Below are 19,810 nucleotides of genomic sequence, written 5' to 3' on the forward strand. Positions count from 1 at the left end.
GCTCCGGGGCGTCAATGAGAGACGAGGCCCCCTATAGACCGAGCGCTCGTCGGCCCACTGTCGATCGGCGGAGGAGGTAGACGAACGCGACGGGTGGAAGGAAGAGCATCGTTCCGTAGAGATAGCGCGTCGGTCCCCACTTGAACCCGTAATCGGCGAGGGCGGCGAGGTCGAGATAGACCATCGGGAGGAGGGCGACGCCGAACGGCAGCCACAGGAGCGCGGCCAACCGCCCCAACCCGAGGGTGACGAGTCCGGGCGTACCGCCGAGGACGACGAACAGGAGGAAGTAGAGGCCGGTCGCGAGCGCCACGCGACGGTACCACGGTGAGGGGATCGGCGGAGTCGGCTCCACGTCGACGCCGAGGAGCTCGACGGTATCCGGGTCACTGGTCTCCTCGAACTCGGCGCGTCGGCGGACGAGGTAGACCGCACCGACGACGACGTTCACGACGGGGACGGCGAGACCGACGAGCCAGAACCGCAGCGATGGGTTCCAGTGTGTGTGTCCGCGCACGTGCTCGGCGTCGAGATAGAACGACAGTGGGCAGCCAACGAGCGCGACGAGGACTAGCGGTCCCGAAAGGACGGTCCCGACCACGCCGGTCGGAATCACTGCTGACGCGAGGTTGACGAGGACGAGACTCGCCCAGAACGCGAGTCCTGCGACGCCCCCGTACACCCACTGCCCGGATGGGACGGTGTTCCGGAGCGCACTCTCGCGGCGAAGGCAGTAGGCGGCTCCCGCGGCGGCGTTGGCGAGCCAGATGACCGAGACGAGCAGCCACGGACCGATGGCGGGGTCCCATGGAACGTCGTCTCGGATGCGACGCCAGTCGAGGGCGACGAATATCGGAAGGAGGAACCAGAGGACGAACAGCAGTCCGCGGAGGCCGAGACCGACCTCGGATGTCGACAGCAGTGCGACGAGATCCGTCGATCGGCCCAACAGAAGGTAGACGGCCCAGACGAGCGACGTCGTCGCCACATCGTACCACCATCGTGCGCTCATGCGAGTCGGATAAGAGGGAGGGAGATAAAATACCCCCTGAAAACAGAGACAACGCCCGTCGCGATCAGTGTGGCCAGGGGCGACTTGGCCAGAAGTACGACAGCAGCGTCAGGAGGAACAGCAGGATCGTCCCCGCCTTCAGGACGATTCCCGCGCCGAACTCCTGCCTCACGAACGAGAGATACCCGATGGCGAGGGTGACGAAGCCGAAGACGATAACGCCGGTCCAGATCGGCTCATCGAGTCCCGCGGTGCCGAGTTTGAGCGGGATGAGCGCCAGGGTGAAAGCGGAGATCATCCTTTCGACCCCGTGAGGGCGATGCCTTCCATGAACGTCTTCTGTGCGAGCAGGTAGGCGGTGATGACCGGGAACGCGGCGATGATGGCCGCGGCCATCAGCTGTCCCCACTGCGAGCTGTACTGTCCGGTGAGGCCGGCGAGGCCGACCTGTAAGGGATACATCGCGTTATCCGAGAGGACGATGAGCGGCCAGAGGAACGCCCCCCAGATGAACGTGAACGTGAACACGGCCAGCGACGAGAGTGCCGGCTTCGCCATCGGGAGCATGATCCGGGTGTATATCTGGAGCGTGCTACAGCCGTCCATTCGGGCCGCCTCCAGATAGGAGTCCGGCACCGAGAGGAAGAACTGCCGCATCATGAACACCCCGAACGGGTTGGCGATGTAGAGGAACATCACCGCCCAGTAGGTGTTGACGAGGTTGAACTGCGACATCTCGATGTACAGCGGGACGACGATGGCCTGCGGCGGCACGATGAGCGTCCCGACGACGAGGAGGTAGACGAACCGCTGTCCCTTGAAGTCGCCTTTCGCGAGGGCGAACCCCGCGAGACTGTCCAACAGAAGCGTGAAGAAGACCACGCCCGCGGCGAGGAGCAGACTGTTGAATATCCACCGGTCGAGCGGGTTCTGCATCCAGATGTTGACGTAGTTCATCACCGTCGGCTCGGCCGGGATGATCTGGGCCATCGTGGTGAAGATCTTCTCTTCGGGCTTCAGCGACGTCAGCAGGGCGTACGCGAACGGGATGATGGCGAGCGCGCTCGCGACGATAAGGATACCGTGGGCGAGCGCTTTGACGACGTACTGGCCGGTACCGGCGGCGCGGCCCGTCCCTATTCGATCCTCGCCGCCGAGGTCGAGATCAGTACTCAACGTCGGACCCCCACGTGCGTTGCTGTAGGATGCTCAGTCCGAACACGATCACCAGGAGTACGACCGCCATCGCGCTGGCGTAGCCGTAGTTGAACTGTCCGAAGCCCTGCTCCCAGAAGTAGTACATGAGCGTGTACGTCGCGTGCACCGGGCCGCCGTTCGTCATGACGTACACCTGCGTGTACACGCGGAACGAGAATATCATCGTGACGACGATGACGAAGAACGCAGTCGGCTTCAGCAGCGGCAGGGTGATGTACCGGAAGCGCTGCCAGCGATTCGCGCCGTCGACGATGGCCGCCTCGTAGTAGTGGTCGGGGATACTGCCGAGGCCCGCAAGGAAGATGACCATGTTGAAACCGATGTGTTTCCAGATGCTCATCGCGGTGACGGCGGGCATCGCGAGAGCGCGGTTCCCGAGCCAGTCGTACGTCGGGAGGCCCAGCGATGCGAGGCTGACGTTCAGGATGCCGTTCGTCGGGCTGTAGATCCACGTCCAGATGAGCGAGACAACAACCCATGAGGTGACGACCGGGAGGAAGATGGCCGCCGAGTAGAACCGCGTCCCTTTGAGCTTCATGTTGAGCAGCAGCGCCAATCCGAGCGCGATCGGCACGTCGAACAGCAGCAACATCCCGGCGTAGAATACGGTGTTCTGCAGTGACTTCCAGAACACCTTGTCGTGGAGCAACTGCACGTAGTTTTCCAGTCCGACGAACGGATGGGTCTGTGCCAGCGGTGCCCACTGGTGAAGGCTCACGTAGAACGCCCCGAGGAACGGGACGATCATGATAAGCCCGAACAGCAGTACCTTCGGGATAACGATGAGGTACCACGTCGGGTTCGTCTGTGCGTCCACGAAACCGGCGTCCGCTAACCGCTCGGACACCCGCTTCGACATCTCCCGCACTGATTGCGTGCTCATGCTGGTTCGAGGCAGTTAGAGGACACCTTTTATTTCCTTCGCGGCGTCGTCCAGCGCCTTCTGCGGATCGGTCCCCGTCCAGAGCGCCTGCGCTGACGTGTGGACTGCCGACCACATCGTGCTGACCTCTGGATGGTCCGGGAAGGCGATGGTGTTCTCCATCTCCTGCTCGATGGTCTTGAGCTTCGGATGCTCTTCGATATAGTTGTTGAAGTAGTCGGTCTCGTACGCCGCCTTGAGTCCGGGGAAGCCGCCCACAGCGTCGACCACCTTCTTCTGCGTCTCCTCCGAGGCGATATACTCGAGGAACCGGAGACCGGCCTGTTTGTTCGCCCCGCCACGACTCGGGACGGTGTAGTACACCCCGGCGCTCCACGTGTGACTGGTGTCGATGCGCGGACCGCTCGGGTGCGGGACGTACTGCCAGTCGATGCCGGAGTCCTCCATCCGGCCGTAGTCCCACGACCCGGCGTAGTACATCGGGATATTCTTCGATTCGAATTGCGCGCCGGCCGTCGTCGCGCCGCCGCCGGTGAACGTCTGTATTTTCCCGTCCATCGCCAACGGTTGGAGGAACTCGGCGGCTTCCAGCGCCGCCTGGTTGTTGATGATGGCCTTCGTGCCGTCGTCGTTGATGTAGCCGCCGCCGTTTGAGAGCACGAAGCCGTCGAACCCCTCGCCGGCCGGCATCCCGTACCCCGCATCGTGCTCCTTCGCCAACGCGTTCACCCACGACCTCCACTCCTCCCAAGAGGGGCGCTTCATCGGGTCGGGCACCTCTAATCCGGCGTCCTCGAACATCGTCTTGTTGATCGCGAGCGCCCGGCAGTCGGCGTACCACGGGACGCTGTATAGCGACCCGTTCGACATCGCGTTGCGCTTCGCGCCGGCGACGTAATCGTCCGCGTTGAACCCCTCCTGTTCGAGGTCCAGGATAACCTCTTGGGACGCGTAGCGCGGAACCCACAGCACCGACAGAGCGGTCGAATCCGGCGCGTTGCCGCCCTGAAGCGCGGACGTGAACTTGGCGGTGAAGTTCTCGAAAGGGAACGTCTGCCAGTTGATGGATGTCCCCGTCATCTCCTCGAATTCGGCCGCCTGTTCCTTGCGGACCGGTTGGAGCGATGGGTCGTTCCACGCCCAGTTCGTCATCGAGTCCGGGAGTTGGTTCGACGAGTCGCCGGACCCGCTGCCCTGGGTAGAGTCGCCTCCCGAACCGTCCCCTCCCGTGGAACCGCCGCCGCCGGAGCTACCGTTGGATCCGCCGCTGCACCCTGCGAGACCGGCGACGCTGGCCGATCCGATCGCTCCGAGGAGCGTTCGCCTGTTGACTCTAGTCATACGTTCACATGACTCTATCCGGGATATATAATGTTTTTGCATGTAGTCAAAACACACAACAGTCTCCAGAACAACAACTCTCGGATGTGCTCGTTCTCGGATTTCAGATGCTCTGGTGGTCCAGCGTCATCTCCTTCGGTGCGGTCCGATTCTTGATGGCTTCGCCCGTCCTGCCGTCGAAGAGGTGAATTTTGTCCTCGGGGAACTCGATGTGCACAGTCGACCCCTCGTCGATGAGTACGTCGCCGTCGACGCTCACGGTGTAACTCTCCTCGCCTCCGAGGTCGAAGTAGACGTAGCTGACCTCGCCGAGCGGTTCCACCACCTGCACGGTCACCGGGAACGACGAGTCCGTCTCTTCGGGGATGACTCGGATATCCTCCGGTCGGATACCCAGCGTGAGTCGGTCGCTCGCTCCGGCATCCGTTATCAGCGACTGCGTCTCTGCGCTCAGTGGGTAGGTGAAGCGGTCGTGGACGAGTTCCCCCGTTTCCGATCGGACCGAGACGTCGATGAAGTTCATTGAAGGAGACCCGATGAATCCCGCGACGAACTCGTTCGCTGGTTCGTGGTAACACTCCAACGGCGTTCCTATCTGCTGAAGTCGCCCGTCGTTCAGGATGGCGACTCGGTCACCCATTGTCATCGCCTCCGTCTGATCGTGAGTGACGTAGATAGTCGTGACGCCGAGGCGTTGTTGGAGCTCCTGCAGTTCGGTCCGCATCGTCGTGCGGAGTTTCGCGTCGAGGTTCGAGAGCGGTTCGTCCATCAGAAACACCTCGGGTTCGCGGACGATCGACCGACCGAGGGCGACCCGCTGTTGCTGTCCGCCCGAGAGTTCGCCGGGCCGTTTTTCTAGGAGTTCCTCGATTCCCATCATCTCGGCCGTATTCTGGACCCGCTCGTTTATCTCGTTTTTCGGGAGGTCAGTCCCCATCCGGAGGCCGAACGACATATTCTCCCGCGCTGTCATGTGGGGGTACAGCGCGTAGTTTTGGAACACCATCGCCATATCCCGGTTGGTCGCGTTCTGGTTCGTGATATCGTCGTCGTTGAGGAGGATGGTGCCGCTCGTCGGCAGTTCGAGGCCGGCGATGCAGCGTAACGTGGTCGACTTCCCGCACCCGGACGGACCGACGAACACGATGAACTCGCCGTCCTTCACGTCGATGTTCAGGTCGTCCACGGCGACGATGCTGCTGTCGCCGTCCGCGAACTCCTTTCGGAGATTACGGATGTCTAAGTTACCCATGGAAACTCACTACGTGCCGAATTGGGGTAGTACATAATAAATGCACAGGCCGACTTCTGAGTCTGACAGTCCGTTTTGGGACTACTCAAACGTCACCCTTCGGTTCGATTCCGCTGCTTCGCGGGCTCCGAGTGTCAGCGCCAGCGTCTCCGTCGCGTCGGCGAAGTCCGACCGGATGTCGCCGTGCGCCATCCCGGCTTTCGTGGCTGCATCGTCTCCGCCGGACGCGCCGTCGTCAGCCGCTGCGCGGAGGAACAACTCGAACTCTCGGCGATACCAGTCGCCGTCGCCCTCGAACGATATCGACTCGCCGTCGACCGTTCCCGTCAGGGTGTGTTCGGCGTAGTCGAGTTCGAGGACGACGTTCTCGGCGGCGACTCGAACCTCGAACCGGAACTCGGGTGAGGCGCATGCGGAGGAGACGTGCGAGACGGCACCCGACTCGTGGTCCATCGTCACCGACGTGGAGTCTTGAAAGTCGACGCTATCCGCGAAGAGCTCGTCGGTTCCGCTTCCCGCCGCCTCCGTCACGTCGCCCGCGAGGTACCGATGCAGGTCGTAGACGTGCGTCGACTGCTCGACTATCTGCCCGCCGGATCGCGCGCGTTCGCGCCACCACGACGTCTCGGGCATCGGCGCCCAGTACGTGCTGTCGATGTGTCCGACGGTCCGGCCGTCGAGCAGTTCCAGCGCTCGTTCCGTTATCCGCGCATAGCGGCAGACGTAACCAACCTGAGCGAGAATTCCCGCTTCGTCGACGTGCTGACCCGTCTCGCGCACGGTCTCTGTGTCGAGACCGGGCGGTTTCTCTACGAACAGATCGACGCCCGCGTCGGCCGCCGCCCGTTCGTACTCGCCGTGAGCGAACGGCGGCACCGCGACGACGACGGCATCCACAGATTCCTCTTCAATGAGTTCGACGCCGTCTACGTAGGCTGTCGCGCTCCGCGGTCCGGCGACTTCCCGCGCCCGCGACTCATCTACGTCGGCAACGGCAGCCAGTTCGACATCGACAATTTCGTCATCGAAACCGGACAACTCACCGCCGACCGCGGCATCCAGCGTCTCCATGTGAATCGAGGCGATACCTCCTGCACCGACGAATCCGACCGAGAGTGTCACGGTTCCACCCTCACTGTCGCACCGTGTTAAGCGTATCTGCTGGCGTCCCAGCGTTGTCGTCGGCTTCGTCGTCAACGTCTGTGCTCCGATGCCGACGTTTCGGCCCGCCACGCGAAGCTATAACTCGGCGCGGGGGCGAAGCGGTACGCATGCGGTTCGCACTCAACCAGATGGGATTTCCGGCAGAGGACCTCGAATCGAACGCCGAGCTACTGGCTGACGCCGGCTACGATGGCATCGAACCAAATCTGACCGCCGACGGTCCCCTCTGGGACGACGACCTGGTCGATGACTTCGCCGCCCACGTCGACGAAATCGGGTTAGACGTACCCGCGGTGTCGACGACGCTGCACTGGGACCGCCCGCTGTCAAGCCCAGACGCAGAGACGCGTGCGGCCGGCGTCGAAGCCGGTAAGCGAATGATCGCCGTCGCCGACACCCTCAACGCTGACGCCGTCCTTATCGTCCCCGCGGTCGTAGACGAGACGACGCGTTACGACGAGGCGTACGACCGCGCCCTCGAATCAGTCGGCGAACTCGCCGCCGTCGGCGCTGACGCCGGCGTGACCGTCTGTGTAGAGAACGTCTGGAACGACTTCCTGCTGTCACCACTGGAGTTCGCCGAGTTCGTGGACGAGGCGGCGGAGTCAGGTCCAGTTGCAGCGTACTTCGACGTGGGTAACGTCCGGCGGTTCGGTCGCCCCGAGCAGTGGATTCGAATCCTCGGCGACCGGGTCGAACGTGTCCACGTGAAAGATTACCGGACCGATATCGACACGATAGACGGCTTTACCTACCCGCTGGAGGGTGACGTGGATTGGGAGGCAGTCAACGCTGCGCTCGAAGCTATCGACTACGACGGATGGGTGACCGCCGAGGTGTCGCCGTACCGGACGGCGCCCGAACGAATGCCGCCGCGTGTGCGCGCCGACCTCGCACATCTGTTCTCGTAACCGCGCGGGATCGCCTTCCGCGGCAGTCGGCACAATGCTTAATACCTGTTTGTCTGACTTGCATGTGTATGCATCTCACAGCAGTAGTTGCACATCCCGACGACGCCGACATCTTCTGCGGGGGAACGCTAGCCAAGCACGCTGCCCGCGGTGACGACGTAACGGTACTGTACATGACCCGCGGCGAGTACGGAGGGTTCGATACCACCGAAGAAGAACTCGCGGCCACGCGCGAGACGGAAGCGATGGCCGCCGCTGAGACACTGGGCGCCGAGGCGCGGTTCCTCAACTTCGAGGACGGCCGCATCACCTACTCGTTGGAGAATCGCCTCGAACTTGTCGACGCTCTCCGCGAACTCCAACCGGACGTCGTCCTCACGCACTTCCGCGACGACATGCACCCCGACCATCGGACCACCTCTCGACTGGTGACAGACGCCTACTATATGTGCTCCCTCCCTCTGTTGGAGACAGAGGCCGAACCGTGGGAACCGGAGAACGTCTACTATTTCGGCAAGGCCACCTCGTCGTTCGAGCCCGAGACGTACATTGACGTGACCGACCACCAGTCGACGAAGGAGGATGCCGTCCTCGAACACGAGTCGCAGGTCGAGTGGTTGGAGGAACATGGCGGTATCGACGCCGAGTTCGACGGTCTCATCGAGGGGATGCGCGCCGAGGCGAGGGTGCTCGGCCGGACTCGTGGCGTGACGTTCGCCGAGGGGTTCGTCCCCCTCCACAAGAGCGCTGACGACTACCTCGGCTGAGCGACGCACTGTCCGACCGAACTGCGGATCGTTTTTGCGAAACGCCTCGACGCGAGGAGATCGATATCGCTGAGCCGCTGCCAATTCGCTTCTCGTTGGCCGAGCAAATCTACGTGATTGTAATCATCTCACATCCCGTTACAGACGTAGTACTGTAATGCAATACAGGTGAAACGAGGGGTGGGGGTTACAAGCGGGAGACCTCTGTTGACGGTAGAAGAATCTGACAAATTCACGTTCACAATTTCGTTTGCGCCGGTGAATTTATCAGATGCGTCGCGCTATTGTCATGGTATGGCAAGGCGCAACGATCCGGTCGAAAACGCGAGCGCCCTCGGGGACGCATTCAGCGCCCGCAACGGCGTGTTCTCGGATAAAGCGCTCCTCGATGTCGGTTACGTCCCCGGTCCTGAACACATCGTCGCGCGCAACGAGGAGATTCGCCGACTCGCGACCGCACTGAACCCGGCCATCTCGGGTGCGGCACCGAGCAACGTCTTCCTGTATGGCAAAACGGGCACCGGTAAGTCGCTGTGCGCGCGGTACACGACGAGACGCATCGTCGACGCGGCGGCCGAGGAGAAAGTCGACGTAGGCTGCGTCGTCGTCGATTGTTCGCAGGACAACACTGAGACGCGGGCGGTCCGAGCGACGGTCCGCGGGCTGAACGACCCCGAAGTCACCGACCTTACGATTCCGGAAACGGGGCTGGGTCGGTCGCGGTACTACAGTTTGCTCTGGGAAGTGTTGGACGCGCGCTTCGACGTCGCGTTCGTCGTCCTCGACGAGATAGACTGCCTCGACGGGACGGACTTCCTAATGCAACTGTCCCGTGCGACGGAGGCGAAGAAGCTCGACCGGTGTTCGGTCGGCATCGTCGGTATCAGTAACAAGGTGCGGTACCGCGACCGACTCGAAGAACGCGTCAAGAGTAGCCTACAAGAGCGTGAAATCATGTTCACGCCGTACGATCGCGAGGCACTCCGCGAGATCATCCGCAGTCGGCTAGCCGCCTTCGACGGCGGTGTCCTCGACGAGGACGTGATTTCCGAGTGCGCGTCGCTAGCGGCTGAGGAACACGGCGACGCGCGGAAGGCAATCAACTTGCTCCGACACAGCGGAGAGCTCGCGGCGAGCGAGGAGGCCGACCGCATCACCGTCGATCACGTCCACCGCGCGAAGAACGTTGCCGAGCAGGACCGAATGCGGGAACTCATCGACGGTGCGACGATACAACAGAAGGCCACGCTCCTTGCCGTCACTTCGCTTGCCCTCGTCGAGAAGACGCGGACGTTCAAGACGCCTGAGGTGTACGCCGCCTACGAAGATATCTGCGGGGAGTCCGGACTGGAGACCCTGTCGAAGCGGCGGGTTCACGACCTCCTGCGCGAGTGGGAGTTCCTCGAAGTGCTGGAGATAACCCGAACGGGCGGCGGTCGCGCCCGCGGAAGCTATCTCCAGCACCGTCTCCTCGAAGACCCCTCGGTCATCCGGTCGGGATTCGATGGGAGCGACCGCTTTGCGGGCGTCGGTTTCTCCGCCGGCGAAGTGACGACGACGTGGTCGAACATCTGAGCCACCCTCCCATTCGCTGTCCGGATCACCGACCGCATCCGAGTTGCCGCTGGGGAAGGTTTAATATCTGTAGTTCCGCACGGTAACACTGATGCAACGAATTGGGCTAGTGGGAAGTGGCTTCATGGCCACGACTCACGCTAACAGTTACCAGGAGGTATCGGACGCCGAGGTGGTGGCCGTTGCGTCCCTCGACGACGACAAAAAGGCGTTCACGGCCGACCATGCACCGGAGGCCGGCGTGTACGACGACGCCGAGACGATGATGGACGAGGCGGACATCACTATCGTCGACGTCTGCACGCCGACGCCGACGCACCGACCGCTGGTCGAGGCGGCGGCCGAGCGTGGACTCGATACGTTCTGCGAGAAACCGCTCGCGCGCACCGCTGCGGACGCCGACGCCATCGTCGAAGCCGTCGAGGACGCCGGAATCACGTTCATGACCGGGCACGTTTTGCGATACTTCCCCGAGTACGCCGAAGCGAAACGGCGAATCGACGCGGGTGAGATAGGTACTCCCGGAACGCTCTCCACCGAACGTCTCTCTGCGCCACCACGGTACGGCAGCAACTCGTGGTTCGGCGACAAAGACCAGAGCGGAGGCGTCCTTCTCGATATGGCTATCCACGACTTCGACTACCTCCGCTGGGTCGTCGGCGACGTGGAACGCGTGTTCGCCCGCACCGCTGAGTGGGACGACGGGCACCTGAACCAACACTCCTCGGTCCTCCTCCGCTTCGAGGACGGTGCGACGGGCAACGTCGAGGCCTCGTGGGGCTACCCAGAGGGATCGCCGTTCGTCACGAGTTACGAACTCGCCGGCGACGAGGGTCTGTTGGAGTTCGACGCCCGTGACGAGAACGCCATTCGCGTCTCTGGCGGCGCCGAAGGGACGAAGGCTCCGGCCAGTCCCCTCGCAAAGAGTCCGTACACGGCCGAGCTCGAACATTTCGTAACGTGTGTTGAGACAGGAACCGAACCGGACATCTCCCCGGACGACGCGCGGCAGGCCGTCCGCATCGCCCTTGCGGCTATCGAGTCCGCAGAGTGCGGTGAACCTGTCGCGCCCGCGGAGGTGGGAACATGACTGTCCGTATCGGTATCTGTTCGACCGCGCATCTCCACGCCGACTCCTACGCCGCCGCCCTGACCGAGATGCCCGATGCCGAGTTCGTCGGCCTCACCGAAATCGGGGACCGCACCGACGATGCACGTGCGAAGGCCGACGAGTACGGCGTCGAGTTCCGCGACCCGGACGACCTGTTGGACGATGTCGACGGCGTCATCGTTTGCTCGACGAACGCAAACCACCTCGCGTGGGTCGAACGCGCCGCGGAGGCGGGCGTCGACATCCTCTGTGAAAAACCGCTCGCCCCCTCCGTGTCGGAGGCCAGAGCCATCGTTGACGCCGGCCGGGAAGCCGGGGTGCACGTCGGTGTGGCGATGCCGCTCCGATTTAGCCAACCCGTTCGGAACGCGAAGACGGCGGTCGAAGACGGTCTGCTCGGCGATCTCATGTTCCTCAGCGGGACGAACCGGGGGCAGATGCCCGGCAGTTGGTTCGTCGACGAGGCGGCGTCCGGCGGCGGCGCGGTGACTGACCACTCGGTGCACATCGTCGATGTCGTCCGATGGCTCACGGGCGAGGATGTGGCGGAGGTGTACGCCGAGACCGACACGCGATTCAACGACATCCCTGTGGAGGACGTGAACCTTCTCTCGATGAAACTCACTGACGGGACGGAGTTCGTCCTCGACGGATCGTGGAGCAAGCCGGACGAGTGGGATTTCTGGGGCGACGCGACGCTCCGTCTCGTCGGCACCGAGGGCGTCGTCTCCGTCGACTGCTTCGACCAGAAAATAAAGCAGACCCGTGACGCAAAGGATCCGGGCATCCAATCGATCTACTGGGGGTCGAACCCGGACGAGGGCCTCGTCGCCGACTTCGTTGACGCTGTCGCCGAGGACCGCCCGCCGTTGAAGACGGCCGCAGATGCCATCAACGATGTCGCCGTCGTGAAGGCGGCATACGCCTCCGCTGAGCGAACCGAGTCCGTCGCCGTGGAGACGGACGAACCGACCGCGACGACGAACTGATTCGGACGACGAACGCAGAGAGGCGGAGAGCCGCCGGTTTAGTCGCTTACTTCGACGGGTTCTCCCCGTTCGGCCGACTCGTACGCCGCCTCGATGACCGCGGCGGTTCGGACGGCGTCATCTATCGTTGCTGCCATCAGCGTGGACTCACCGCGAAGCGCATCGACGAAGTCTCGGAGGAGAGCGTTGTTCGGGTCGGCACCCCAGTAAATTGACTCGGTGTGCCGTCCCTGTCCGGTGTCACTGACTCGGTCGTACTGGTAGCCGAAGCAGTCGGCCGACAGCGTCTCCTCCGTGCCGACGAGTTCGACGCTGGCGTCGCCCCAGAAAGAGTTCTTTTGTGGGGTGCTCCACGATCCGTCGAGCACGAACGACGCGCCGTTCGACAGCGTCATCGAGAGCAGATTCACGTCCTCGACCGGAATCTCGTAGAACCGAGTGTCGATTTCGGCGTACACCTCCTCGACCTCCTCGCCAGTTATCCACCGGACGACATCGACGATGTGGTCGGTGTGGTCGGAGACGGCTCCCCCACCGGCCTCTTCGGGGTCAACGAACCACCCGCCAGGCATCCGACCACGGTTGATCCCGGAGACGGCCACGAGTTCGCCGACGGTGCCCGCCTCATATCGTTCTTTGAGTCGCTGCATCGGGCGACTGTAGCGGACCGGCATCGCCATTCCGGCGACCACGTTGGCGTTCGCACAGCGGTCACGAATCTCCTGCGCCGTCGCCAGCGACGTGGCGAGGGGTTTCTCGCAGAGGAACGCAACGTTGTTTCGGAGGGCGAGGTCTATCAACTCCTCGTGAGCCGCGTTCGTCGAGCAGATGACGACGCCATCGGCGATGTCCATCAGTTCGCGGTGTGTCATCGCCGGCGCGTCGACGCTGCTCGCCTGCTTACGGACGCGCGCCGGTGGTTCGCCCGATACGCCAACGAGATTCACCTCGGAGAGCTTCGGCAGGAGAGCGGCGTACACTTCGGCGTTGACGTGCTTGGTCGAGCAGATACCGATGTCGACGGTCACCGTGACCCCCCCGGGAGCGTGACGGGACGTCCGTCAACGACCGACCGGCGCATCGCGGTGGCGGTGCGCGAGGGAGCCGTGGGGTCGACGGCCGATGGTGACCGCTCTTCGCCTTCCAATTGGTCGAGGAACGTCCGGAGAAGTCGCCCTCGGCAGTCGTCTTCCGGGGGGTCGACGCGTTGCGGCCCATCGCCGTTTCGCAGTGCGGTGGCGGCGTCGGACTCGTCGAAGTCGAGGCGACCGTGGTTTCCGCTGTATTCGACTGCGACGCGCGGTTCGGAGGCATTTTTGCTATTCCACGTCGCTTCGACGGTCGCCTGCCCGCCATCCCGAAACGTTAGCATTGCGTGCGCGTAATCGTATTGGTTGCTAGTTCGCGCTCGCGCGAACACGCGTTCGACGCTTCCAAACGTCCAAGTGAGCACGTCCACATCGTGCGCGAGAACCGAACAGAGGACGTCGACCGGATCCGCGGCGGCCGAGACACCCGCATACGAACTGTTCCACCCCGCGCCGTCGAACGGCGCAGTGCGCTTGATTCGGGCGACACCGATACTGCCGATGGTGCCTGCGTCGACGGCCGAGCGGAGGCGGTCGTACAGTCGGGAGTGCCGGTGCGGTGAGTGCGCTGTCAGCCAACCGTCCCCTTCGGAGGCGAGCGAAACGAGGTGGTCGAATTCGTGGTCATCGAGAGCCAGCGGCGGGTCACACCGAACCGGAACCCCCGCACCGAGAGCGGAGCGGAGAGCATCACCGTGGGCCGCGCCGGGTCCGCAAACGTCGACGCCGTCCACCGACGTGTCCGCAAGCGCACGCGCGGCCGACTCGTACCGCGATAGGCCCACGTCGTCGGCGAACGTCTCGGAGACGCCAGCGACGCCGACAACAGATGCATCGTCGAACCGGTCGTACCGCTCGACGTGGGCTCGCACCGCCGTCTCGGGTCCGACCGCGACGATTTTTCGCATGCGCCAGCGTACCACAGCGCTTCTGATAAGTATTGTGACCCGCCTACGCCGCCGTCGGTTATTTCGGCTGCCGTTAGGTCGTGCGGACTACGGGCCGTCGAGTAGTTCTCGGACTCGGTCCGCGCTCCGAGTCAGCGTCGCTTTGGGGTCTGTCGTCAGGCCATTCTCGTGTATAAGCCACGCTACGTCGGCGTCTGTGGCTGCGTGGACGCACGCCCGGAGGTCCACGACGCCCTCGCCGAGGTCGACGTGGAGTGTCTTCTCGTCGTCCGGTACTGTGTCGGTGAGGTGGACTAAGGAGATGCGGTCGGCGTAGCGGTCGATGTACGCTGTCGGACTGGCGCCGCCGTGGCGGGCGAGTCCGACGTCGAACTCTAAACCCAGTCGGTCGTCAGTGCGCGCGGCGAAGGCGTCGTACGCCGTTCCGAACTCGCCCCGCATCTCGGCGAACTCGTAGGCGTGGTTGTGGTAGTGGGCCTCGAAGCCGTCGTCTGCGAGTCGGTCGGCGAGCGTCGTCAGTTCCTCGGCTGTTGCCTTGACGGCCGACTCGGAGGTGAATCCCTCCTCGCCGTAGGTGGGGACGACGATTCGTTCACATCCTATCACGTCGTACGCCTCGACAGTCGCCTCGTAGTCGTCCTGTAGGTCGTCGAGGGGGACGTGCGCGCCGACGGCTTCGAGACCCGTCGATTCGAGAGCGTCGGCAACGGCATCGGGTGACTCCTCACCCAATCCGGCGAACTCGACGCCTTCGTACACCGTCTCGGCGACGCGGTCGAGCGTCTCGGTCAGCGGTTCTCCGATCTCTCTGAGCGTGTACAGCTGAATCGCCGGTCGGACCATGATCTGTGGTCGTTTGCTGCCCACAAAGCCGTTCCGCCGCGTATGGGGAGAGCGACTCGGAATCGCCCTGCTTCTTGGAGAGAAACCACTAAGCCTGCCCCCGTGTTCCTCACGGACGACGGATGAAAGAGATTCACACGGACGCAGCACCCGATAGCATCGGCCCCTTCTCGCAGGGAATCATCGACAGCGGACGAATATTCGTCTCCGGACAGGGTCCAGTCGACCCCGATTCCGGCGAAGTAGTGAGCGAGGACATCGGCGAACAGACCGCACGGACGCTCGAAAATATCGCCGCTGTACTCGAAGCCGGCGGGAGTTCGCTCGACAGCGTGGTCAAGACGACTGTGTTCGTCACGGACATGTCGAACTACGACGCGATAAACGAGGTATACGCCGAGTACGTGACCGACCCGTACCCGGCGCGGAGCGCCGTTGAAGTGGCAGACCTTCCCATCGATATCGGCGTCGAGATAGAGGTTATCGCCGCAGTCGAAGACTGACCCGTCGCTCCCGCTTTTCTACTCTAGCGCGTTCTGAATTCGTTCGGCGACGTACCCCGCTTCCTCGTCGGTGAGACACATCGGATTCACCGTGAAGGCGTCGTCCAACAGGTCGTCGGACCCGACGAAGATGCGCGGGTTCTCCGTTCTAAGTGACCCGACGAGTTCGACGGCGTCGGTGCCGGCCGCTGCGGGGTCGACCTCGACGTGTACCTCCGGTGCGACCATCAGTTTGCCACCGGGTTCGCGGCGCGTCGTCACGCCCGCTATTTCGTCGAGTCCCTTCTCGACGATGTCGAGGCGGGCGTTCCACTCCTCGTCCAACGCGTCTTGATCCTCTTCGACGAACGCCTCCAGTGCCGCGATGAGACCGACGACCTCCTCCTTTCCGACTTTCAGCGGGCGGCCGATTCCCTGCCGGGGGACGCCCGCCAGCGACGCCTTGTCGAACAGTTCGGTCGGTGGTTCCCAGACGGACTCGGCGACGTGCATATCGAGGTGTTGCAGAGCGGCCGAACGGACGTATTCCTGCCTGCCTGCTAGGATACCGGTCGTCTGCGGACCGCGGATAGCCTTCCCGCCGCTGAAGACGACCATGTCCGCGCCCGCGTCGACGAACGCGGAGAGATTCTCGCGCGGCGGTACCTCGGCGGCGGCGTCGACGATGACCGGGACGTCATGATCGTGAGCGACTCGGATCACCTCTTCGAGGGGCGGCGTGCTGAACGCCTTCTCCATGTAGCCGACGGCGACGGTATCCTCGGTGATGGCGTCGGCTATCTCCCACGGTTCGGTACTGTTCGACCCCGTGCCGAGATAGTTGTCGTTGTTCCCGACGTCGACGATTCTCGCGCCCGCCGCGCGGAACGCGTGGTCGTAACCGTTGCGGTGGGTGCGCGGCATCACTATCTCGTCTGCGATTCCTTCCGTCTCGGGCAGTCGTGACATCGTCCCCAAGTCGTCGCCGGCGATGGCGGCGGCGGCGGCGAGCGTCATACAGGCGGCCGCACCGCTTCCGACGTATCCAGCCTCCGCGCCCGTCACCTCCGAGATGAGTTCACCCGCCCGAACCTGCAGGTCCGAAAGGCGGACGAACGATTCCGCGGCGCGACTCATCGCCTCGACGGCCTCGGGTCGGATGAGGCTCCCGCCGATTCGCGTCTTCGTCCCCGCTGCGTTGACGACGCGCGGCACGCCCAACTCCTCGTAGATGGTCTCTTCTTGCATGTCGAATCTACGTGTGCCTGCGCATCCGCGGGTTATGAAACGTGGTGTCCGTCACCGTACCCGTTGCGTTCATCGTTAGGAATGTCCCCGATGAGAGGTTCGTCTCAGTGCTCAGTTCCGCGCACCTCGCCGTCCGGCGTGACTGTGCCAACGGCCGAGAGACCACCGTATATCGCCGCGACGAACTCCGCCTCCACCGTCTCGCCGGGTTCGAGTGTTTTCACCGTGCCCGTCTCGTGTTGTCCGGGCGTGTCGCCGGGATAAGCGGTGGTCGGTTCGAGGCCGACGTTGTACGTCCGATTCCAAAACGGCGACTCCTCGTATCCGCCAAACGGTTGCCAGTACCACAGCGTCTCGAACGGATCCGTCGGGAAACGCAGAGCGAAGCCGAGGTCAAGGTCCGGGTTCGTCAGTGCGTACCAGCCGTCTTCGAGGTCGAGAGCGTACGCCAGGTCGTGAATGCCCGCATCTCTTCCGGGAATATCGGTCGACAGGTCCACTTCTCCGCCGTCGTCGCCGGGCGCGGCCGGCCAGTCGAACTCGGCACCGCTCTCTAGTCGACGGTTCGGATAGCCGTCGCCATACTCCTCGACGACACCGCGACGGGCGGGCACGTCCAATCGTGCCCCCGGTGCGAGCAACGGCGCACCGAGGGCGATGTGCTGCTGCCACGCGTACTCAAGTTCCACCTCGCCCTCGTTCGTGACGGACTCCGCGATGCGAAGTCGCGACTCGCCGGCGCGGAGCGTCAGGTCGCGTACGACTCTGAACGGGTAGCGCACGAGTTCGACGGTGAGACGGACGGTGACAACCTCCTCGTCGGCGCGCACGACTGACGCGTCCCACGGGAGCAACGCACTCTCACCGTGGAGGCCGTACGCACTCCCTGCGATTTCGTGACCACCGCCAGCGTTCGGGAGATTTGTCTGCCACCCGCCCGGATAGTGGTCGTTCCACGTCGAGTTCGGTTCGGAGGGGAGGTACCGCTCCGCCGGTGGGTGCCAGTTATGCGGTGTGTGCCACATGACATCCACGTCGGTACGCTTGTCGCGAAACGAGATGATATCGCCGCCTTTCCCCGGCAACAGGATAACTCGGAGATGAGCGTTTTCCAAGAGTATCGTGTCGAGGCCTCGGTACGTAAACTCGGTCGAGACGCGGACGCCGCTGTTCCAGCTAGGACGCATACATCTGGGTATATTCGGTGGATGTTAACAGTCCTATCGGTCCTATATGTGTTCTCCGTTGAGACTCGTGGAAGAGTTCGATGAAGAAAGCGGTTCTTGACTTTATCCTTGAGTATGGTGTATTAACAAACCCACACACGTGGTATTAGTTCAGCGACTCTGAGACGCTCTTCAGTTGGTTGTTTGTAGAAATCAGTACACAGAATCTCTACGAGTTTCAGGAGCGACGTAGTAGTATCGCGTATAACAGTTTATTGTGGCCTTGAGAGAATAGTCGACTAGTGCTGTGGGCCTCGCTCGGAGACCATCACTTTCCAATATCCGAGATTCAGTAACTCACATATTCACTGATCTGCATCCTGATTTGCTAGTTCGCGAATCTTTTCTTTCGTCTCCTCTCCATGTTCGCTGAATGCTACCTCGAAGACGCCGCGATAGAAGTGTTTGTTCTTTTCTAGAGTGAGGCCCTCGCGTTTCAATTGCTTCTTGAGACGCGTAAACGTAATTTCGATGTCCTCGCTCTGTTCCGGTTCAACATATATCGTAGCTGAATCCCAGTCCTCCCGGATGTTCAGCGGTTCATCGTCTGATTCTTCTGTTTCATTCGTGGATGATTCAGTGGTTGCCGTGGATTCGGTTCTCTGCTCGTTCGACTGTTTTTCAGCGGCTGCCCCGGTATCGCGATTCTCTGCCTCCGATTCTACTGGCGTTTCCGCGGTCTCCTCTTCGCTGTTTGCGTTCTCGTTGTCCCCTCCGTCTGAAGGATTCTCGAATCGCTCGTCCATTCCTCGAGGCATATTTACGCCTCCACCTGCGTCTTGTCGAACGCTCGTTCCATCGTCTCTGCAATCTCTAGGAAGACGTCACGCTCTACTTGCTGGTCGTTCGGATCCTCCCATTCGAAGATGTCTCGTCCGTTGTCCCATGCACGCTGAATCGCCACCCGCATCGGAAGTTTGAAAATCGGTGCCATCGACGCGAACGACTCGTCGAAGGCGTTGAGGAACTTTTTCGACTGACCGTCGTCTCGATACATGTTCGCCAGCAGTCCGACGATTGCAATCTCGATCTGCTGATTGTCCTCGATGGATTCCAGCTGGTCCCACAGGTCGTCCAGCGCATCTCGTGATGTTGCTTGGGTCTGCGCGGCCAAGAAGACGTTCTGCGCCGCGATGAACGCCGCGTCCGTCAAGACAGAGAGGTCTGGAGGGCAGTCGATCAAAATGAAATCGTAGTCGTAGCCGTCGTCGACCATTCCTTCGAGGGCCAGTTTCAGCGAAAGACGAGCGCTGGCGTCATCCATCCAGTCTCGTGCCAGACCCATGTCTTTGTGACTGGGAATTAGGTCGAAGTTCAGGTGGTCGTACTCTCCGGTTTCGATTACGATTTCCGACAGTCTAGTATCGTGTGTACGTGGGTTATCAACGAGTACGTCGAGGAGGTTTGCGTCATCGCTGACTAGGGTGTTGGGGAGGTCGTTCTTCGGACTCGAAGGGTCGTTATCGTCGCCTGGACCCAGCCCCAGTCCCTTCGTCATGTCGGCTTGTGGGTCCATATCGATCGCGAGAACGTTGTGGTCGCGAGTAGCAAGTGCTGCTGCGCTGTTGATGGTAGCCGTTGTCTTCCCGGTCCCGCCTTTCTGATTTCCAAAGGCGATTGTGGGGATGCCAGTCGAGGGTGTAGCGCCCCATCCACGAGGTGACTCGCTCATAATTCGATCATTGAATCAATGACTCATAAATCCGCGTCAGACAATCCATCGTAGCTCTCAACCTGTTTTATCGAATATGCGTGTGTGAGGGGTTGTAAATGTTATCTCGCACTTTCTTCT

General features: G+C 62.3%; 20 protein-coding genes. 6 read left to right on the top strand and 14 right to left on the bottom strand.

Annotated elements, in window-relative coordinates; genetic code table 11:
* Positions 1-31: 31 nt before the first annotated feature.
* From NDI76_RS20655 to NDI76_RS20685, 7 genes are all read right to left on the bottom strand, one after another.
* Complete coding sequence (locus tag NDI76_RS20655) at positions 32-1,012, bottom strand: hypothetical protein (RefSeq protein WP_310926062.1); 981 nt, start codon at positions 1,010-1,012, stop codon at positions 32-34.
* Between the two features lie 64 nt (positions 1,013-1,076).
* On the bottom strand, positions 1,077-1,310 hold the full coding sequence (locus NDI76_RS20660) for a hypothetical protein (protein WP_310926063.1): 234 nt from the start codon (positions 1,308-1,310) through the stop codon (positions 1,077-1,079).
* On the bottom strand, positions 1,307-2,188 hold the full coding sequence (locus tag NDI76_RS20665; protein WP_310926064.1) for a carbohydrate ABC transporter permease: 882 nt from the start codon (positions 2,186-2,188) through the stop codon (positions 1,307-1,309). Before NDI76_RS20665 ends, NDI76_RS20660 begins: the two co-directional genes overlap by 4 nt.
* Complete coding sequence (locus NDI76_RS20670) at positions 2,178-3,113, bottom strand: carbohydrate ABC transporter permease (protein WP_310926065.1); 936 nt, start codon at positions 3,111-3,113, stop codon at positions 2,178-2,180. Before NDI76_RS20670 ends, NDI76_RS20665 begins: the two co-directional genes overlap by 11 nt.
* Positions 3,114-3,128: 15 nt before the next feature.
* The gene (locus NDI76_RS20675) at positions 3,129-4,454 is read right to left on the bottom strand and encodes an extracellular solute-binding protein (RefSeq protein WP_310926066.1); all 1,326 of its coding nucleotides are present in this window, start codon (positions 4,452-4,454) and stop codon (positions 3,129-3,131) included.
* 103 nt (positions 4,455-4,557) lie between these two features.
* Positions 4,558-5,706: an ABC transporter ATP-binding protein gene (locus tag NDI76_RS20680; protein ID WP_310926067.1), complete on the bottom strand. Its 1,149-nt coding sequence runs from the start codon at positions 5,704-5,706 to the stop codon at positions 4,558-4,560.
* Between the two features lie 81 nt (positions 5,707-5,787).
* Positions 5,788-6,828: a Gfo/Idh/MocA family protein gene (locus NDI76_RS20685; protein WP_310926068.1), complete on the bottom strand. Its 1,041-nt coding sequence runs from the start codon at positions 6,826-6,828 to the stop codon at positions 5,788-5,790.
* Positions 6,829-6,977: 149 nt separating this feature from the next.
* Between NDI76_RS20685 and NDI76_RS20690 the strand changes: the two genes are divergently transcribed.
* The 5 genes from NDI76_RS20690 (at position 6,978) to NDI76_RS20710 (ending at position 12,223) form a co-directional block, all read left to right on the top strand.
* On the top strand, positions 6,978-7,781 hold the full coding sequence (locus NDI76_RS20690) for a sugar phosphate isomerase/epimerase family protein (protein WP_310926069.1): 804 nt from the start codon (positions 6,978-6,980) through the stop codon (positions 7,779-7,781).
* Between the two features lie 68 nt (positions 7,782-7,849).
* A complete protein-coding gene (locus NDI76_RS20695) occupies positions 7,850-8,548 on the top strand; it encodes a PIG-L deacetylase family protein (RefSeq protein WP_310926070.1) in 699 nt (232 codons plus the stop codon).
* Between the two features lie 294 nt (positions 8,549-8,842).
* The gene (locus NDI76_RS20700) at positions 8,843-10,123 is read left to right on the top strand and encodes a Cdc6/Cdc18 family protein (protein ID WP_310926071.1); all 1,281 of its coding nucleotides are present in this window, start codon (positions 8,843-8,845) and stop codon (positions 10,121-10,123) included.
* A gap of 91 nt (positions 10,124-10,214) precedes the next feature.
* A complete protein-coding gene (locus NDI76_RS20705) occupies positions 10,215-11,213 on the top strand; it encodes a Gfo/Idh/MocA family protein (protein ID WP_310926072.1) in 999 nt (332 codons plus the stop codon).
* On the top strand, positions 11,210-12,223 hold the full coding sequence (locus tag NDI76_RS20710) for a Gfo/Idh/MocA family protein (protein ID WP_310926073.1): 1,014 nt from the start codon (positions 11,210-11,212) through the stop codon (positions 12,221-12,223). The genes NDI76_RS20705 and NDI76_RS20710 overlap by 4 nt, the downstream gene beginning before the upstream one ends.
* Before the next feature lie 38 nt (positions 12,224-12,261).
* On the opposite strand, the gene NDI76_RS20715 is transcribed toward NDI76_RS20710, so the two are convergent.
* The 3 genes from NDI76_RS20715 to NDI76_RS20725 all read right to left on the bottom strand — a co-directional run bounded on the left by NDI76_RS20715 (position 12,262) and on the right by NDI76_RS20725 (position 15,062).
* Entirely contained in the window at positions 12,262-13,251 is a 990-nt protein-coding gene (locus NDI76_RS20715) for a Gfo/Idh/MocA family protein (protein ID WP_310926074.1), read from the bottom strand.
* A complete protein-coding gene (locus tag NDI76_RS20720) occupies positions 13,248-14,219 on the bottom strand; it encodes a Gfo/Idh/MocA family protein (RefSeq protein ID WP_310926075.1) in 972 nt (323 codons plus the stop codon). The genes NDI76_RS20715 and NDI76_RS20720 overlap by 4 nt, the downstream gene beginning before the upstream one ends.
* A gap of 87 nt (positions 14,220-14,306) precedes the next feature.
* On the bottom strand, positions 14,307-15,062 hold the full coding sequence (locus NDI76_RS20725; protein WP_310926076.1) for a sugar phosphate isomerase/epimerase family protein: 756 nt from the start codon (positions 15,060-15,062) through the stop codon (positions 14,307-14,309).
* A 122-nt stretch (positions 15,063-15,184) separates the two neighbouring features.
* Here NDI76_RS20725 and NDI76_RS20730 point away from each other — a divergent pair, with 122 nt between their 5' ends.
* Complete coding sequence (locus NDI76_RS20730; RefSeq protein WP_310926077.1) at positions 15,185-15,565, top strand: RidA family protein; 381 nt, start codon at positions 15,185-15,187, stop codon at positions 15,563-15,565.
* A gap of 18 nt (positions 15,566-15,583) precedes the next feature.
* Here NDI76_RS20730 and NDI76_RS20735 read toward each other — a convergent pair whose 3' ends face one another.
* The 4 genes from NDI76_RS20735 to NDI76_RS20750 form a co-directional block, all read right to left on the bottom strand.
* Positions 15,584-16,792 carry an aminotransferase class V-fold PLP-dependent enzyme gene (locus NDI76_RS20735; RefSeq protein WP_310926078.1) on the bottom strand — a complete coding sequence of 403 codons (1,209 nt, stop codon included), beginning with the start codon at positions 16,790-16,792 and terminating at the stop codon, positions 15,584-15,586.
* A 104-nt stretch (positions 16,793-16,896) separates the two neighbouring features.
* A complete protein-coding gene (locus tag NDI76_RS20740; protein WP_310926079.1) occupies positions 16,897-17,979 on the bottom strand; it encodes a DUF4432 family protein in 1,083 nt (360 codons plus the stop codon).
* Between the two features lie 344 nt (positions 17,980-18,323).
* Entirely contained in the window at positions 18,324-18,764 is a 441-nt protein-coding gene (locus NDI76_RS20745; RefSeq protein WP_425498400.1) for a DUF8160 family protein, read from the bottom strand.
* A gap of 14 nt (positions 18,765-18,778) precedes the next feature.
* Positions 18,779-19,690: a ParA family protein gene (locus tag NDI76_RS20750; protein ID WP_310926081.1), complete on the bottom strand. Its 912-nt coding sequence runs from the start codon at positions 19,688-19,690 to the stop codon at positions 18,779-18,781.
* Positions 19,691-19,810 lie beyond the last annotated feature (120 nt).

This window comes from Halogeometricum sp. S1BR25-6, assembly GCF_031624495.1.
GTDB classification, from domain to species: domain Archaea; phylum Halobacteriota; class Halobacteria; order Halobacteriales; family Haloferacaceae; genus Halogeometricum; species Halogeometricum salsisoli.